16 protein-coding genes and 2 pseudogenes are annotated in these 15,679 nt (G+C 54.3%); 4 read left to right on the forward strand and 14 right to left on the reverse strand.

The window, feature by feature from the left end; all coding sequences use genetic code 11:
* Positions 1–113: 113 nt before the first annotated feature.
* From ACZ2IA_RS12290 to ACZ2IA_RS12315, 6 genes are all read right to left on the reverse strand, one after another.
* Positions 114–1,487: a transposase gene (locus tag ACZ2IA_RS12290; RefSeq protein WP_470292943.1), complete on the reverse strand. Its 1,374-nt coding sequence runs from the start codon at positions 1,485–1,487 to the stop codon at positions 114–116.
* A 284-nt stretch (positions 1,488–1,771) separates the two neighbouring features.
* On the reverse strand, positions 1,772–2,671 hold the full coding sequence (locus ACZ2IA_RS12295; protein ID WP_470292870.1) for a DMT family transporter: 900 nt from the start codon (positions 2,669–2,671) through the stop codon (positions 1,772–1,774).
* 43 nt (positions 2,672–2,714) lie between these two features.
* On the reverse strand, positions 2,715–3,188 hold the full coding sequence (locus ACZ2IA_RS12300; protein ID WP_470292871.1) for a putative molybdenum carrier protein: 474 nt from the start codon (positions 3,186–3,188) through the stop codon (positions 2,715–2,717).
* Between the two features lie 77 nt (positions 3,189–3,265).
* Positions 3,266–4,810 (reverse strand): glutamine-hydrolyzing GMP synthase, encoded by a 1,545-nt coding sequence (guaA, locus tag ACZ2IA_RS12305; RefSeq protein WP_470292872.1) that lies wholly within the window; start codon positions 4,808–4,810, stop codon positions 3,266–3,268.
* 1 nt (position 4,811) lies between these two features.
* Entirely contained in the window at positions 4,812–5,441 is a 630-nt protein-coding gene (locus ACZ2IA_RS12310) for a phosphoribosyltransferase family protein (RefSeq protein WP_470292873.1), read from the reverse strand.
* 627 nt (positions 5,442–6,068) lie between these two features.
* Positions 6,069–6,506, reverse strand: a complete 438-nt coding sequence (locus tag ACZ2IA_RS12315) for a DMT family transporter (RefSeq protein ID WP_470292874.1) — start codon at positions 6,504–6,506, stop codon at positions 6,069–6,071.
* 210 nt (positions 6,507–6,716) lie between these two features.
* Here ACZ2IA_RS12315 and punR point away from each other — a divergent pair, with 210 nt between their 5' ends.
* A complete protein-coding gene (gene punR, locus ACZ2IA_RS12320) occupies positions 6,717–7,619 on the forward strand; it encodes a DNA-binding transcriptional activator PunR (RefSeq protein WP_470292875.1) in 903 nt (300 codons plus the stop codon).
* Between the two features lie 83 nt (positions 7,620–7,702).
* Here punR and ACZ2IA_RS12325 read toward each other — a convergent pair.
* Positions 7,703–8,830 (reverse strand): annotated as a pseudogene (locus ACZ2IA_RS12325) (IS3 family transposase).
* 63 nt (positions 8,831–8,893) lie between these two features.
* On the opposite strand from ACZ2IA_RS12325, the pseudogene ACZ2IA_RS12330 reads away from it, so the two are divergent.
* A pseudogene (locus ACZ2IA_RS12330) lies at positions 8,894–9,018 on the forward strand (transposase); the annotation flags it as partial.
* Between the two features lie 130 nt (positions 9,019–9,148).
* Here ACZ2IA_RS12330 and ACZ2IA_RS12335 read toward each other — a convergent pair.
* Complete coding sequence (locus ACZ2IA_RS12335; RefSeq protein WP_470292876.1) at positions 9,149–9,415, reverse strand: helix-turn-helix domain-containing protein; 267 nt, start codon at positions 9,413–9,415, stop codon at positions 9,149–9,151.
* Positions 9,416–9,608: 193 nt separating this feature from the next.
* Complete coding sequence (locus tag ACZ2IA_RS12340; protein ID WP_470292877.1) at positions 9,609–9,809, reverse strand: transposase; 201 nt, start codon at positions 9,807–9,809, stop codon at positions 9,609–9,611.
* Positions 9,810–9,867: 58 nt separating this feature from the next.
* Between ACZ2IA_RS12340 and ACZ2IA_RS12345 the strand changes: the two genes are divergently transcribed.
* Complete coding sequence (locus ACZ2IA_RS12345) at positions 9,868–10,119, forward strand: type II toxin-antitoxin system Phd/YefM family antitoxin (protein ID WP_470292878.1); 252 nt, start codon at positions 9,868–9,870, stop codon at positions 10,117–10,119.
* A 420-nt stretch (positions 10,120–10,539) separates the two neighbouring features.
* Positions 10,540–11,274: an S-methyl-5'-thioinosine phosphorylase gene (locus ACZ2IA_RS12350; RefSeq protein WP_470292879.1), complete on the forward strand. Its 735-nt coding sequence runs from the start codon at positions 10,540–10,542 to the stop codon at positions 11,272–11,274.
* A gap of 75 nt (positions 11,275–11,349) precedes the next feature.
* On the opposite strand, the gene ACZ2IA_RS12355 is transcribed toward ACZ2IA_RS12350, so the two are convergent.
* Genes ACZ2IA_RS12355 through ACZ2IA_RS12375 form a run of 5 tightly spaced genes read right to left on the reverse strand, consistent with a single transcriptional unit; the run spans position 11,350 to position 15,676 of the window.
* Complete coding sequence (locus ACZ2IA_RS12355) at positions 11,350–12,576, reverse strand: glycosyltransferase family 2 protein (RefSeq protein WP_470292880.1); 1,227 nt, start codon at positions 12,574–12,576, stop codon at positions 11,350–11,352.
* Positions 12,577–12,593: 17 nt separating this feature from the next.
* Positions 12,594–13,340 (reverse strand): cephalosporin hydroxylase family protein, encoded by a 747-nt coding sequence (locus ACZ2IA_RS12360; RefSeq protein ID WP_470292881.1) that lies wholly within the window; start codon positions 13,338–13,340, stop codon positions 12,594–12,596.
* Positions 13,333–14,049, reverse strand: a complete 717-nt coding sequence (locus tag ACZ2IA_RS12365; RefSeq protein WP_470292882.1) for a WbqC family protein — start codon at positions 14,047–14,049, stop codon at positions 13,333–13,335. Before ACZ2IA_RS12365 ends, ACZ2IA_RS12360 begins: the two co-directional genes overlap by 8 nt.
* A complete protein-coding gene (locus tag ACZ2IA_RS12370) occupies positions 14,046–14,561 on the reverse strand; it encodes a GNAT family N-acetyltransferase (protein ID WP_470292883.1) in 516 nt (171 codons plus the stop codon). The genes ACZ2IA_RS12365 and ACZ2IA_RS12370 overlap by 4 nt, the downstream gene beginning before the upstream one ends.
* Positions 14,558–15,676 (reverse strand): class I SAM-dependent methyltransferase, encoded by a 1,119-nt coding sequence (locus ACZ2IA_RS12375; protein WP_470292884.1) that lies wholly within the window; start codon positions 15,674–15,676, stop codon positions 14,558–14,560. Before ACZ2IA_RS12375 ends, ACZ2IA_RS12370 begins: the two co-directional genes overlap by 4 nt.
* Positions 15,677–15,679: the final 3 nt, after the last annotated feature.

Genomic DNA, 15,679 nt, shown 5'->3' on the forward strand with positions numbered 1-15,679 from the left:
ATGGCAACCGGCGAGGCCGATGCGCCACTTTCAGCGGCTCTTTGATGTTCCACAGAGCCTTCAAGCTCAGCGTTTGGGGTTAATCGGTGGGTTTCTGCATCAAGCAGGCGCACCTATCCCGTCACGGGTGGTCCATGGGGTGCCAATTTTGCCATCCGGCGCAGATTCTGCACCGTCGCAGCGAGCGTGAATTCGTCGGTCGCCCCAGTCAATCCACGTAGTCTCAAACGATCAACTCTCAGGATCCGTTTGAGGTGCGCGAACAGCATCTCGACCTTTTTGCGTTCGCAGCGCGAGCGGAGGTACTCCGGCGTGTGCGCTAGGCGTCGGGCTACATCCCGAGCGGCTTCATGGATACTGCGGGCAATCTTGCGAATCGGTGTATTGGGGCAGCATTGCGCTTTCATCGGACAGGTTGCGCAGTCAGCCTGACTGGAACGGTAGATGACGGTATTGGCCTTGGTGATGTGCGAGCGCTGGTGCTTGAAGGCCCGCCACTCACTGCGCAGGGGGCGGCCGGCAGGGCAGCGGTATTCTCCTGCCGTTTCATCCCATTGGAAGTCGTTACTCGAGAAGCTGTCGTTCATGCGTTCGGTTTTGTCCCACACCGGCACATGCGGTTCGATGTCCTTTTCTTCGACCATCCAGGCCAGCATTGGGGCTGTCCCATAGGCTGTGTCGCCAATGAGGCGTGCAGGCGTGATGTCGAACTGTTCTTCGACGCGCTCAACCATCGTCTTGGTGGACTCGACTTCGGCAGTGCGATGAGCCGGCGTGGCTTCCACATCCAGAATCACGCCGTGCTCGGTATCGATCAGGTAGTTCGTGGAGTAGGCGAAGAAGGCGGGACCGCCCGGCGCTGCTGTCCAGCGGGCCTGAGGATCGGTCAGCGAAACACGCTTAGGTAGCGTTTCCGCCTGCGCATCGCCATCCAGTGCGCGGAGGTACTCACGTACGGCACGAGTGCGAAGCCCCGGATCGCTCCAGTTGACCTCTTCATTTCCAGCTACGCCGCGCTGTCTGCTCGCGTCCGCTTTAATGATGCTGGCGTCTACGGCAAACCCTTCGCCCTTGACTAGGCCTGCGTCCATGCAGCGACGCAACACTTCATTAAACAGCCAGCGAAACAGACCGCTCTCCCGAAAACGGCCATGTCGATTCTTGGAAAACGTCGAGTGATTGGGCACTTCATCTTCCAGTCCCAAGCGGCAGAACCAGCGATAAGCCAGGTTCAAATGCACCTCTTCACACAATCGCCGCTCGGAACGGATGCCATAGCAGTAGCCGACGATCAGCATGCGGATCATCAGTTCAGGATCAATCGAGGGGCGCCCAATCGGGCTGTAGAAATCTGCGAGGTGTTGGCGCAGATCGCTGAGGTCAAGACAACGATCGATGCTGCGCAAAAGGTGGTTGAGGGGGACGTGATCTTCCAGATTGAACGAGTAAAACAGGCGCTCCTGCCCACTCGATAGCTGCCCCATCATGCTGCATGCCCCTTCGCTCGCCGACATGATGATTCTGCCGGCGGTCAGCCCCGGTAGCTAGTTTTTCAACAAAATCGGTCAGAAGCTGCCGTTCGCTGTGCGGTATTAGGCGACCGTTGCTCGGCTTGAAATAAAAATGCCCTAAGCATGGTAACCTGCCCACATAAGCATGTGGCTGTGAACTAGGGGGCTGAAGTGCTCGAAAAAGTAATCAGTATCGATAACATTGGCGTCATAAAAAAGGGTGTCCCGAAGGCGCTGGACCTAGACAAAGTTACGCTTATCTACGCAGGGGCAGAGCTATTGGAATGAATATCTTGCTGGTCATGCCGCCGGGGTACTGTTAGTGATAAAACTGTATACAGAAGCAAAGAAATAACAACAATCCCTCCCCCTCCTAGAGCGAGCCGTGAAGGTGTCTCATCCAGTGCTAACGACACCCAGGCCGGACCTAGTGCCGTTTCAAGAAGCAAATATAGCCCGACATTAGAAGCAGGGATAAAACGGAGACTTAACGCTATCAAGCCTAATGAAAGCGGCACAATTGCGGCTCCTTCTAAGATCATCAAACTCCACTGGTGGGTGTTGGAAAACAGAAAGGTACTTAAAAATGGGGCAATTGAACATACGGCTATAAAACCACCACCAGCCGGGGCTAGTACCATACTTGCTTCACTGTGTCGAGATAGCACCAATGCGACGCTCATTGCAATTGAGCTAAACGTCGCGAGAACCATCCCCCACAAAGCACCCCCGTGGAATCCATCTCCTAGCACTAATAGTATGCCAAAAAGTGCCACACACATAACCATCCATGTCGAGAAGGAAACAGTTTCTTTGAAAAAAATCCATGCAAGGATCGCTGAAAAGAAAGGTACAAGAGAAATAATAAAGAGTACATTTGCAACAGGGCTATTATCAAGTGCCAAAATAAATAATGCGGAAGACAAAGCATAACAGCTAGATATAATCCAAAACTTGATCGTGCCGAGCGATCTCAATAATAATGATCTACCACTCTGAAGAACTATGCATGCCAAAATAGCACTTAAAGACATCAATGCTCCACGCCAAAAAACAAGTAACCAAGCATCTGTTGATCCAATAAGCCTTATAACAAGAGCATCACTGCTCAAAAGCAGAGCTCCGCACAGGGCCAATAAACTCCCAATGTTTTTCATCATAGATCTTTCTCAAGGGCTGTGAGTGCTCTTGCATGCTATGGGTTTAATGTCCCAGGATTGCCAGGCAGATTAAATTATACGTAAAGTCATATGCTCGAGGCTGTTTGCTTTGTCTTGGTCCTGCAACATTCAGGATGGCTATTTGGTGTTCATTAATAAACTCTCTCAAGTGGTTGGCTGCGCTATTAGTCGAGAATTTGCTGGCATCAAGTGTCAAGACGGGCTTGCTTCTATTGCGACACCATTCAACAGTATCTTTCGTGCCTCCTGATAATTCCCCAAAGTAGATAACAGCAGTCCCATCACTATCTAATAGATTTTTTAGTGTCCTCTCCTCATATCCAGAGTTTTCCAACTCAATCAATGGGTACTTCAAAGGAATAACTCCATCTTCCGCAAGTCTGCCACTTGGACACCAACCGCCACACGCAAAACTATTATTTAGTGCCGCATCTAGAGCTGCACGGTCTGCACCAGTTTGACCGCCGGAAACAATTTTTCTTAGAAGGTTATTCATATTGTAATTGAAAAATTAAAGCTACTCCCCGCTCTAAGAGCGGGGAGTAGGTAATTTGTTAAATGTCGCTTAATTAATTATTGCCATTCAATAGTTGCAGGTGGCTTGTCTGTAATATCATAAACAACCCTGCCAATTTCCATCTCGTCCGTAATTTTCTTCGAGATTTCCGCCAGATAGGGGAAAATGCTTCTCGAAAAATTCGCAGTCATAGAATTGGATGACTCTATCACACGGATAACAATGGCATGTTCATTCTTTACGTGCTTATCCCCCTTAACGCCAAGGCTAGGAACATCAACAATGATACTAAAAGCCATCCACAAATCACGAGAAATAACGGAGTTGTTTACGACATCTTCAATAATCTCAGTGGACTTTCGAACAAGTTCAACTTTCTGTCGAGTTACCTCACCCTGCACACGGATGGCAAATCCTGGCCCAGGAAAGACTTTCTTATGAACTACATAATCAGGCAGGTCATAGTATGCTGCAATCTGGCGAACTTGATTCTTGAAAAGCTCACGCAATGGTTCCAGAAGTTCAAAGTTTAACTTCTCAGGCAGGCCACCAACGTTGTGATGGGGCTTGATCTGCGATGAAAATTTGGTGACACCACTTTCTACGACATCAGACCAGATTGTGCCTTGAGCAAAAATATCTGCTTTATGCTGATTAGCCACCACTTCAAATGCATCAATAAAGGCTTTGCCAATAGCTTTGCATTTGTCAAATGCTTCTGTAACGCCTTGCAGATCGCGGAAAAATCGCTCTTGCTCTTGAATCACTGACAGGTTGATATCGTTTTCATGACAAAATCTTCTAACTTCAGACTCTGTCTGAGTAGGCATCAAGCCACTATCAACATAAATGGCGATCAGCTGTTCCTTACCAAGCGATTCCCTCAAAAGCTTAGTCATCGTATATGAATCGACACCACCGGAAAGGCCCACAATCACTTTTTTGCTGCCTACGGCCTCTCTGATTTCTAATGATTTACGTTCAACATAGGCAGCTGGGCTCCATGCAGAAGTTGCCTCAAAGCCGCAAATTTTTGTGGCGAAATTTGAAAGCAGCTTAATCCCATTCTCGGTGTGAGAAACCTCCGGATGGAACTGCAGCCCATACTGCTGTCGTTCCTTGTCTTCAAATGCGGCAATGACACCATTTGCACTGCGTGCAGTGACTCTCAGTCCACTTGGAGTATCTAGTACAGAATCATTGTGGCTCATCCAGACTGTAAACGGCTCAGTCGAAACATCGTCAAACAAGATGCTACTGCTGAGCGTATGAATCTTGGTATCCCCAAATTCCGAAGTTGCTTTGCCAACCGTACCGCCACTTAGGGTTGCCAACAGCTGATGCCCATAGCACAACCCCAGAATCGGCACTCCACTCTCAAGCCAGTTTTTATCAAAATCTATATCATTATACTTAACCGAGGATGCACCGCCTGAGAAAATAACACCTTTAATGGTGCGGAAGTCATTGCTTGAATATTGTCTATGATTAATATCAGCTGGAACAATATCGGTAGCCACACCGATGGACTCGAAGGCAACCTTGATGAGGTGTGTATATTGACTTCCAAAATCAAGGATAACAATGATATCTTCGCTCATATTACGCCATCTCTCTTTCTTTTGCCTGATTGTTTATAAATGATGCAATCTCAATTTCATCTCTCAAGGAAAAGCATCCTATATCTTTCCCTGCCTTTACAAGATCAGCCACTTGTGAGATTGAAGTTACTCTTTCCACATTTAGCGAGTCTTGAATTTGCCTATCCAGTCCGTAACTTAAAATAACATAGACAAAAACCTTATCTGAAAACCCTTTCATATATTCAACCACTGGGCTGACTGTTTTTCCCGAAACAAGAGTATCATCGACTATTGCAATGACATTACCCTTTTTGGGGTCAGTCCCGGCTAGCTTGCCTTTGTCTGCATATTGTTTTTCAGCCTTCCTATAAAGGGATAAAGGCACTCCCAGCACATCCGAACATTTGGCAGCAAAGTAACTTCCACCACTTTCTAAGCCGCACACATAGTCAACTTTATCATCCTTCATTCTTTCAGCAAGCAACGTGGCTATTGTCTCTCTCACCTTATTATGCGAAAGAGTGCTTTTGAAATTAATGTGGATTGGCGACTTCCTCCCCGGAAGAACCTCGATTTGATCGCCAGAATTGAAGGTAATGACCCCGTCTGTATTCAGAATGAGACGCACAACAGTATCACTGGGAGACATCTTCCCCCTCCGCAAAAGACAAAGGCTTTAATACGAAACACTAATGCTACCTCATTAGTGCCAATGCCAATAGCATATTGGAGGGATGAAATTACGTCAGAACCGCCTGTTCGTGAAGCGACAAATTTTCATAGCAATAGTTAAATTAATTCACACCACAGGGGCTGTAGAACATGGAAACATAAAGAAATCATGATTTCTTTATTTAGTCACGTGCTAATAAATTAATAAATAAAAAAATCGCAATCTAGACGAATTTAGTAGATGCATAGGATTTCGTCCCTGGCTGAGTGAACTAGTCAACCACATGGCAAATTAGAAACCGCTTATATTGTTGTTGGCTAGCTATGTCTGAAAGACAGCCAAAGACTGGGAGGTGAAACACCAGAAGCAAACCACTACATCAAGAAATGACGTCAATAAATTCAATCAAGTCAATTCATATTGGTTCGAAATAATAATCAATGGTATGCAAAAAAACTTGCATACCATTGACTACATCTCTACAGTGACGCCACTTAAAGCGATGATGCTAGCTCGCCCCGTATAGATATATTCCCTCTCCCTCTGCAATACCCAGATCATCAAATGGCGCGACCCAAATAGAGCATGAAAGATTAGGGGGGCTTATTTTGATGTTAACCATACGCCAAGAATGAGCGCTCCTGCACCAAGGATTCTATTAAGCTCAAGCGGACGAACCGTTGCACCAAGCCAGCCAAAATGGTCAAGAGCAATTGAAACGATGAATTGCGACGCAACAATAATAGTGAAAGCCGTTGTAAGCCCCAGTCTTGGCGCGGTATATCCAATTGATCCGGCAATAACCAGCCCTAGAATGCCTGCCGTAAGCGCATACCATGGCACTTCTGACCATGCCTTAATATTCCCGCCTTGAAACAAAAATAGCATCAAGGTGGCAATCAATGCGCCACTAGCATAATTAATGAAGACGCCACCGCTGGTGCCAATGCTTCTTTCCAGAAGCCCCATAAACTGTCCCTGCAGCGCTACCGCACAACCGCCGATGATTGCAACCAAGCCAAGCCCGACAACATTGTTCATGTCAAATACTCATTATTAATGGATAAAATATAATGTTGATCTCATGCTGGCTGAACGGGGCCAAGTACATGATCAACATGCAAGCAAGTGCTGATTAGGCGCAGTTAATTGGCATTGCCATCACTGCAGCCAGTATCCATTTGCAATCGCAAAAGCCCAAGCAGTATAATTTCACAGCTGTCATCAAAAAAATTCACAGGAGAAGGGTTGATGCTTTCTGGAGAGTCTTTAGTTCTTGTTGATGCCGTAGCCAGGGCTGGCAGCTTCACAGCCGCATCAAAGGTTCTTCATAAAGTGCCCTCTGCAATTAGTTACGCAGTCAAGCAGCTCGAACAAGAGCTGGGAGTCGCTCTGTTTCATCGTCATCACCGTAGCGTTACGTTGAGCAATGCCGGCTCGCACTTCTTGACTGAAGCGCGATATCTGATGAGCAAGATGGAGGAAGTCAAGCGAGAAACGTTACGTGTAGCCAATGGCTGGAAGCCCAGTCTCTCCATCGTTCTTGATAACATTGTTAATGCAAATAAAATTGGTGAATTAATAGAAGATTTCTATCGAAATTTCGATGATATCGAGCTCATCATAAGAATCGAAGTCTTCAATGGTGTTTGGGAAGCACTGGCAACAGGAAGAAGTGATATTGCTATCGGCGCGACTACCGCTGTTCCGGTTGGAGGAGACTTTCACTATCGCGATATGGGGTCAATCGAATGGAGCTTTTTAGTAAGTGAAGAGCATCCTCTGGCTACTGTCGAAGTTCCCTTAACTGACAAAGACCTTTCATTGTTTCCATCTATATGCTTAGAAGATACATCAAGGCAAATCCCCAAGCGCACGACTTGGCTATTGCCGGGACAAAGAAGATTGGTCGTACCGGACTGGATGAGGGCGATCAACTGTTTTGTTGAAGGGCTAGGCATCGGTTACCTTCCCATCCACATTGCGCGGCCCTACATCGGGTCTGGTGCACTGCTGGAAAAAGAAATAGTCAATGCGAAAGCGCCTAGTCCCTGCTGCGTAGCTTGGCATGGTGATAACAGTTCAATCGCCCTATCTTGGGTGCTCGATTACTTAGGTGACAGTAACAAGCTTTGTACGGATTGGATCTCGTGAATCGCCCCCGCTTTCCTAGACACCTCGTGAGTCGCACACTGAGGCCCAATGATCTGCTTTGATTTTCTAGACGGGGTTCAGCGTTAGTCTTCGGCGCAATCCCGCCCATCGACCGGCCTCCGAAGGACCGACTGGCGGGCATATAAAGCTGGCGCCATATTGCCCAACGCCATGTGAGGCCGACTCTCATTGTAGTCCTGCCGTCACGCCTCGATGAGTTGCCTGGCCTCGGCCAATGACCCAAACCAGTGCAGATTCAGGCATTCATCCCGGAACGAGCCATTGAAGGATTCGACCAAGCCGTTATCAGTGGGCTTGCCCGGTCGGCTGAAGTCAAGCTGAACCCGGTGGTGATAAGCCCACAGGTCCAATAATCGCCCGGTAAACTCGCTGCCATTGTCGGTGAACAGGTAGCGGGGGGCCGCCTGGCGCTGCGTCACCAGCTGATTCTAAGGTGGCGACGACCTGTTCCGCGCCTAGGCGGTGTCCCACTTCAATGGCCAGGGATTCCCGGCTAAACCGATCTACCACGGTCAAAGCCCGGATCCGCGTGCCATTGGCCAGTTGATCCGACACAAAGTCCAATCCCCAGACTTCGTTGGGCCGGGTCGGTTGGCAGCGATCCCGTCGCGCGACCACCCTCTTGCGGCGCTTGGGCAGCTTGGCACGCAATTGCAGCCGTTCCTCGCGGTAGACCCGGTACATCTTGTGCTTACCCAGCTGCCAGCCTTCCCGTTTCAGCAGTACATGCAGACGACGGTAGCCATAGCGTACCCGGATCTGGGAGAGCTCGCGCATCCGGAGCCGTAGCGCGACTTGCGGATCCTTGCCACTCCGGTAGGAGTAACTGCTGTGGTGTTGCCTGACCAACCGGCAGGCCCGACGCGTACTGGTGCGGTAGTGGCCGACGATGTAGGCCACGGCGTCCCGTTTCAGCGCGGGCCGGGCCACTTTTTTGCGGCAATGTCTTGCAGGATCGCCTTGTCCAGGCTCAGCTCGGCGACCAGCTTCTTGAGGCGGGCGTTCTCGTCCTGCAGCAGCTTCAGCTCACGGACCTGGTCCGACTGCAGGCCGGCATACTGTTTCTTCCAGCGGTAAAAGGTCTGCTCGGAGATGCCAACCTGCCGGATCAGGCCGGCGACGGGCAGGCCGGCCTCGGCCTGCTTCAGAATTGCCACGATCTGTTCGACCGAGAAGTGCTTCCGCTTCATGACAAACCTCCTGTTGGTACCCAGAAAAGTTTGCCGAAAAACTAACGCCCACCGTAGTCCAGAATTCCCGAAGCAGATCACCCAACAGGAGGTGCCAAGAGCAAGCGTTTCCCTGAAAATTCAAGATTGAAGCCGTCAAGCAGGTGACCGAGCGTGGCCATCCAATGGCCGAGGTGGCCACCCGTTTGTCCACCTGAATCAAGACCGGGCAACGGCCGCACAAGCGCAGCTGCTCCAGTACTCTTGCCACTCTGGTGCCCGATAGCGAATGATCCACCTCGATCCACACCGTCTCCCGGTGCCAAGTGTCGACGATGGTCAGCAGACGGATACGCTGGCTGTTCCATAAGCCATCCGCCACGAAGTCCATCGCCCAACGCTGGTCGGGCCCGTCGGCCAACGGCAGCACCACGCGTAGATGGCTGGGCGCTTCTTGCGCCGACGCAATCGCAGTGACAAGCCTTCCTCGCGGTACACCCGTTCCACCCGCTTGTGATTGCCCCGCCAACCTTCCCACTGCAGCAACACATGCAAACGGGGTGCGCCGAAGCGGCGCCGTTGCTCGGCTAGCTCACGCAGACGCACGCGTAGCGCAGTGCAGGCTGACGGCGCAACGTCTTGCGTGCGACCTGCATCTAGGCACAGGCCCGACGCTCAGAAATGCCGAAGACCGCGATCAACTGGCGGGCAGCGGCACAACGTTGGGCGGGCCGGCTCAGTTTTTGTCAGGACTTCCTTGAGCATCTGGATGTCGAGGGCCTGATCGGCGACCAGCCGCTTAAGGCGCTTGTTCTCGTCTTCGAGTTGCTTGAGGCGACGGGCTTCGGACACGTCCATGCCGCCGAAACTTGGCGAGCCACTTGTAGAAGATGGCGTCGGAAATGCCGTGATTGCGGCAAAGCTCGACAACGGTCATGCCGGCCTCGGCTGCCTTGAGGATGGCGATGATCTGTTCTTCGGTGAAACGGGACTTGCGCATGAGGGCTCCTTGGCCATCATGCTAACTAATGTTTGGTATCCCGAGATGGGGAAAGGTCATGGACACCCTCCTTGCCCCGTTCTCGGTCGGGATCAGTGAGCTGAAGATCAACCCGAACGCCATTATCAACGCGGCCGAAGGGATGCCGGTGGTCGTGCTCAAACGCAATAAACCGGTGGCGTACCTGTTACCGGCGGATGCATGGGAAGCGGTCTGCGACCGATTAGTAGACACCGAACTCAAGGAGTTAGCCGAGCGTCGTCTGGCCGATGGCAAGGTGTCGGTCGAGGTGAAACTCGAGGAGCTTTAAGCTAACCTTTCATCCGAATACTCTTGATGAGAGCTGTCAGTTCAGAAGATTTTTCTATTGGAACCTAGGAGCTGAAACGATGCCAGCTCGCAGCGTTCGTGAGATGAAGAAGATGTCGCGGGGGACCCTAGTGAAAAGCATGAACTTGCAGAATCCTTAGTTCAGGAGTTTTTTTCAGACGCTACAGACACACCCCGCCTCGGCGTTGCTGGCGCGGGGTGTGTTTTTTCGGAGTAGGATTACATCAGCATCACCCGTGCGCAGCATTCACCGAATCCTGCAAGACAGAATAAGAGCCGCTAACAAAGCCCAGCACAGCGATCCTGGCTAGGCGCGCTGCCCAGACAGTACAAGCAGTACGGCAAGGCAGTGCAACAACGCCAGGAGGGGGTTGTTGGCGGCGTCAATAAGGAGAGCATCATGCTGGCCATTATCGGCGGCAGCGGCCTGGCCCGCCTGCCCGAACTCGACGTCGAACACCGCCGCGTCGTGCGCACCCCGTACGGCGACCCGTCCTGCGCGCTGACCTTCGGTCGTATCGGCAGCCAGAGCGTGGTGTTCATCGCCCGCCACGGCTACGGCCATTCGTTGGCGCCGCACGAAATAAACTATCGTGCCAACCTGTGGGCGCTGCAGGAACAGGGGATCCGCGGCGTGCTGGCGATCGGCGCCGTCGCCGGCATCCGTCCGGACATGGTACCGGGCATGCTGGTGGTGCCGAACGACATCATCGATTACACCTGGGGGCGCAAGCAGACCTACTTCGAAGGCGCCGGCCGGCCGGTGACGCACGCCGACTTCAGCGAGCCGTACGACGCGGCGTTGCGCCGGCGCCTGCTCGACGCGGCCGAGACCGCCGGGGTCGACGTGGTGGACGGCGGCGTGTACGCGTGCAGCCAGGGGCCGCGACTTTCCACGGCAGCCGAGATCGCCCGGGTTGAACGCGACGGCGCCGACATCGTCGGCATGACCGGCATGCCGGAGGCGGCGCTGGCGCGTGAGCTGGGCATTCCGTACGCGCATCTGTGCGGGGTGACCGGCTGGGCCGCGGGCAAGCGGATCGGCGAGGGCAACGGCAGCGCCGAGGCGTTCGACCCCGAACATGCCAGCACGGCGATGGAGCGGGTCAGCAAGTTGTTTGGCGCGCTGTTTTGACGCGAAAAAGCCGGGAGCGCCGGCTGCTGCGCGAGATGCGTCGCAGCTGGCTCTCCCGGCCGGGATCGGCAAGGCCTAGGGGAATTGCGCCAGCAGTTCGCCTTCCGACAGGCAGATCATCCCGGGCAGCGCTCGATGCGCCAGCGGACGGCTGTTCTCCTGGCTTAGCACCAGGGTGTTCTCCGGGATGTCCGCGTGCTCGCTTTCAAGCACCAGAAACTCGGTGCTGTCGAACTGCTGCGCGTAGTTGAAGAACTTCGGCGGTGCACTCTGCAGATACGCCCGTTTAGCCTGTTGCGGCAGAAACGGTGTCAGCGTCGCAAAGTGTTCGAACGCGGCGTTGACCCGATAAAAATCATACGGTGCCGGCAGGTGCTGTTCCCCACCCAGGCACTTGATCCGGTTGGCGATGAAGTAATTGTCGATCCAGTCCTTCCCCTCCTGGGTTCTGATCCGCAGCGCGACGCTCATGCGCAGCAGGATGAACTGGTCGATGGCTCCCTGCCATTCAGCCTTCTCTTCGGTCGACAGGTCACCGGCGAACTTGCCGAACAGGTATTCCAGCCCCCCGCGGTAGCGATCCCAGGCGTCTTTGACTTCTTCCATGCCCGCCTGGGTGCGCGTCTCATCCTCGAAGTAGCGTGAAACCGAGCGATAAAACGGCTTGGCGCTGAAATAGACGGAATAGCGACCGAGCATCTCGGCAATATGCACGAAGGCCCAGAACGCGTATTTATTCGGCGTGAAGTACAGCGAGGTCAGCACTTCGCGCCGAGCCATATAGATCTCGGGGAAGATGTGCCGCGTCACCAAGAGGGCCAACAGCTTCGAGTAGTCACGCGTCTCGATCAGGTAGTCGCCGTCCAGCGTATAGAACTGGCTGACGTCCTCCCCGCTGGGCTTGTCGTGGATGGCCCACGGGGCAAAGATCACCCCTACGCCGGGATTGGCATCGAGCGTCGCGATATTGTTGCTGACCTCGTCGAGGATCGGCAGGTCGTCGTCGGCCAGATACAGGCAGTAGCGGCCCTTGGCGCTGCGATAGAGCTGGTTGAGGTTCTCGCCGCTGCCGATATTGCTCAGGCGGCGAAAATACCGGATGTTCAACTGGCTGCTGAAGCGCTCGACAATCTGTGATGTGGCGTCTTCCGAGCAGTTGTCGCCGATCAGAATCTCATAACTGAATTCGAGTTTCTGGATGTTGGCGACGACCTCACCGAGCAGGCTCTCGAGATAGCGGGCGCGGTTGAAGGTGGGGATGCAAATGCTAAGAACGATGTCTTTATGCTCTTGGGTTGACAAGGCTTCGCTCCCGGTGGTTAGGCGATACGCTTCAGATAGCCGTCAGGGGCAACGGTAATCAGCAGCTTGTGCTGGATGTCGCGGTCGATGACGAACTCCGGGTGCTGTGCCAGGAACTCGTGCACGGCGGTCTTCGGGTTGTCGCCGACGCCCCACGGCCGGTTGTCGAAGAACGAGTTCGGCATGTCCTCGATCAGGGTGTCGAACACCACGCAGTAGCTGCCGACGCTGGTCAGGTTGGCGTAGGCGTTCAGTTCGGCCAACACGTGTTCGTGGGTATGGTTCGAATCGAGCACCACCAGCACGCGTTGTTTGCCGGCGGCAAATTCTTTGACCTGCTTGATGATGTTCTCGTCGATGCTGGAGCCCTCCAGCATGGTGATGCGCCGGCTCATCGGGTGGTTGGTGATCGCCTCGCGGTTGTGGGCGCGGATGTCGATGTCGATGCCCAGTACCTGACCGTCTCCATGGCCCGATACCGCGAGCAGTTCCAGCATCGAGGCGGAGAAGATCAGCGAACCGCCGTGGGCGATGCCGGTTTCGATGATCAGGTCCGGCTTGATGTTCCAGATCAGTTCCTGCATCGCCACGATGTCTTGCGGGCACTGGATGATCGGGCGGCCCATCCAGGTGAAGTTGTAAGGGTATTTGTGCGGGGTGATTTCACGCAACCAAACCCGCGACAGCGCCTGCAAATCTTTGTCCTGTCCAAGCGACTGAATGTTTTCGGCTACTTCAGCTTGGAATTTCTGGATTTCACTCATGTGCAAACTCTCGCCAATCTACGGTGCTTGGTTTAATAAAGCGCCTGCCTGACACGCCCGTATTGGCGATCAGATCGAGGCTGCTGACATAGGGGGTAAACGCGCCATGCTGCTGCGGATAGGGCTGCATGGCGTAATTCATGTATTTCACGGCGACGCCGTTGGCTTCGAACAGTTCATGGGCTAGGTAGCGGCGGGCGCCGTGGCCGGTGATGTATTTCTTGCCGTGTAACGCCATCACGATCGCCAGGACCCGTTCGCTGCTGCTGCCGCCGATGTCCAGATCACGCGAATCGGCCAACTTGTTGCGCAACGGGATTTCCAGGTAGTCACATACCGCCAGCATCGAGGCCAGCGCCAGTTCGCCGATGTTCTGATGCGGCGTGGCGTATACCTGCTCGACAAGACTCAGCATGTCCTGCCTATACGGCGCATCCTGATAGGCGCTCGCCAGCAGACTCAAGTGACTGTCTTGCCATGACGCCCGCGGCTTGGGCCGTACCCGGTCGATATCGTCGCCGAGATGAAAACGCTCCAACGGCACGGTCAGCCAGCGCGAACCGGTCGCGTCCTTGATCTGCACCCGGTTGGTGAAGCTGCCTTTGGAAAACTGCACATCGGCGTAGTTGACGAACACGTCCGCCAGACTGATCTGCTCGAGCAGTCCGACCCACGGAAACAGCATGGGCTGGGAGATGATGACGTTCATGGGACCAGTACTTTTTCCATCAGCAGCACGTCGTGCCAGTGTTGATCCTGCAGGAAGTGGTCCTTCCAGCGGCCCACTTCGGCAAAGCCGATTTTTTGGTAGAACCGGATGGCCCGGCCATTGCCGGCCAGCACCTCCAGCACGATCTTGCGCAGCCCCAACGTATGCAGGGCATAGGCAAACAGCCCCCGGCAGGCCTCGGCGGCGACGCCAGCGCCATGCTGCGCGGGCGACAGGCAGATCCCCAGCGCCGCATGCCGATGCACCGTGTCGAGCTTAGCGAGCTGCGCATAGCCGAGCACGGCGTCCGAGTCTTTATCGGCCAGGACGAAGAACACTGAATCGGCCGATTGCGTTTTCCGGTTCAGCCAGTCGCGCACCGCTCCAGGCGAGTTGGGGCGCGGAATGCTCATCAACGCCTGCTGCAACGAAATATCGTTGCGTAGCACCTGCAGCGCGGGGATATCGCTGTCCTGCCAGGCGCGCAACACGACGGTTTCGGTGCGGATCATGGCTGAAACTGGAAGAAGCTGAAGCGGTTGGGGAATTTCTGCTCGATGTCCGCCTTGACCGCCGCGGCGCTGGCCGGGTTGACCGCGAGGTAGATCGCCCGGATGCCGTCAGGGAGGCGATCGAGCGCGACGACCGGCTTCTCCACCAGCACGGTGCCCTGCAGGTACGGGTTCTGATCGACGAAGGCCTGGACCCTTTCCGGCTGCGCCAGGCGGCTGGCGATGTAGCTGCCGTAGAATCCCGCGCCATAGATCGCGGCGGTGTGCTCGGCGTGGGCGGCTTCGAAGCGGCGCAGGTCGGTCTCGGCGTTGCGCCAGAAGCGGCTGATGGTCTCGGTGGCGGCGCGGACACGGTCGACCTCGGCCGGGCTTGGCCGTTGGGCGAGGGGGGCCGCGGCTGCCTTGGCCACGATCACGAAGGCGCCGCGGTGGCTGTGCTCATCCAGCTCGATCAGCTCGAAGCCGTGCAGCGCGAGCAGCTGCTCTATCGAGGTGTGGCTGAAGTGGTTGACGTGATCCGCGACCAGGAAGTCGCCGATATTGGTGAACACATTCGGCACGATGGCGTAGAGCCGGCCCTGCTCGCGCAGCAGCCGGCGCATCTTCTGCAGGGTGTCGGCCAGCTCCTGGATATGTTCCAGCGAAAAGAACGAGGTGATGACGTCGAAGGTGCCGGCCCATTGCCGCGGGAGCTCGTAGGTTGCGCAGCGCTCCTTGGTGAGAAACTTCGCCCAGAACGCCTGGTAGCGGTCGCTGACGTCGAACAGGTGAATCGCGAGGTCGGGGCGCTGCTCTTGCAGCGCACGCATCGTCGAACTCTTGGCGCAACCGTAGTCGAGCAGGCGCGCGCCTTCTTGCAGGTCGAGCTTGGCTAGCAGCAGGTTGACCTGATGCTGAGTACGGAACAGCGGTGGCTGGCCGGGCGTGACGCTGTAGATCTGATCCTCGTCCTCGCTGCCGGTCAGGATGTGGTAGTCGTTGTCGTAGTAGCTCTGGCTGTTGTACAGCTCGCTGGTCTGGACGTGGCCGCACTGGGTGCACGAGAACACCTTGAGCTGGCCATCCAGGTTGCGGTTCAGCGAGGACAGCGCCTGATCCGGGAGCGAGGTGTACACAGC

This window comes from Crenobacter sp. CS_VA4 (assembly GCF_055597485.1).

What these genes read in the sequence shown, in the direction of transcription:
- punR (WP_470292875.1), top strand. Translation starts at nt 6,717, where the DNA reads ATGCTTTCTGGAGAGTCTTTAGTTCTTGTTGATGCCGTAGCCAGGGCT.
- ACZ2IA_RS12350 (WP_470292879.1), top strand. Translation starts at nt 10,540, where the DNA reads ATGCTGGCCATTATCGGCGGCAGCGGCCTGGCCCGCCTGCCCGAACTC.
- ACZ2IA_RS12290 (WP_470292943.1), bottom strand. Translation starts at nt 1,487, where the DNA reads ATGATGGGGCAGCTATCGAGTGGGCAGGAGCGCCTGTTTTACTCGTTC.
- ACZ2IA_RS12360 (WP_470292881.1), bottom strand. Translation starts at nt 13,340, where the DNA reads ATGAGTGAAATCCAGAAATTCCAAGCTGAAGTAGCCGAAAACATTCAG.
- ACZ2IA_RS12295 (WP_470292870.1), bottom strand. Translation starts at nt 2,671, where the DNA reads ATGATGAAAAACATTGGGAGTTTATTGGCCCTGTGCGGAGCTCTGCTT.
- ACZ2IA_RS12345 (WP_470292878.1), top strand. Translation starts at nt 9,868, where the DNA reads ATGGACACCCTCCTTGCCCCGTTCTCGGTCGGGATCAGTGAGCTGAAG.
- ACZ2IA_RS12340 (WP_470292877.1), bottom strand. Translation starts at nt 9,809, where the DNA reads ATGCGCAAGTCCCGTTTCACCGAAGAACAGATCATCGCCATCCTCAAG.
- ACZ2IA_RS12310 (WP_470292873.1), bottom strand. Translation starts at nt 5,441, where the DNA reads ATGTCTCCCAGTGATACTGTTGTGCGTCTCATTCTGAATACAGACGGG.
- ACZ2IA_RS12365 (WP_470292882.1), bottom strand. Translation starts at nt 14,049, where the DNA reads ATGAACGTCATCATCTCCCAGCCCATGCTGTTTCCGTGGGTCGGACTG.
- ACZ2IA_RS12315 (WP_470292874.1), bottom strand. Translation starts at nt 6,506, where the DNA reads ATGAACAATGTTGTCGGGCTTGGCTTGGTTGCAATCATCGGCGGTTGT.
- guaA (WP_470292872.1), bottom strand. Translation starts at nt 4,810, where the DNA reads ATGAGCGAAGATATCATTGTTATCCTTGATTTTGGAAGTCAATATACA.
- ACZ2IA_RS12370 (WP_470292883.1), bottom strand. Translation starts at nt 14,561, where the DNA reads ATGATCCGCACCGAAACCGTCGTGTTGCGCGCCTGGCAGGACAGCGAT.
- ACZ2IA_RS12300 (WP_470292871.1), bottom strand. Translation starts at nt 3,188, where the DNA reads ATGAATAACCTTCTAAGAAAAATTGTTTCCGGCGGTCAAACTGGTGCA.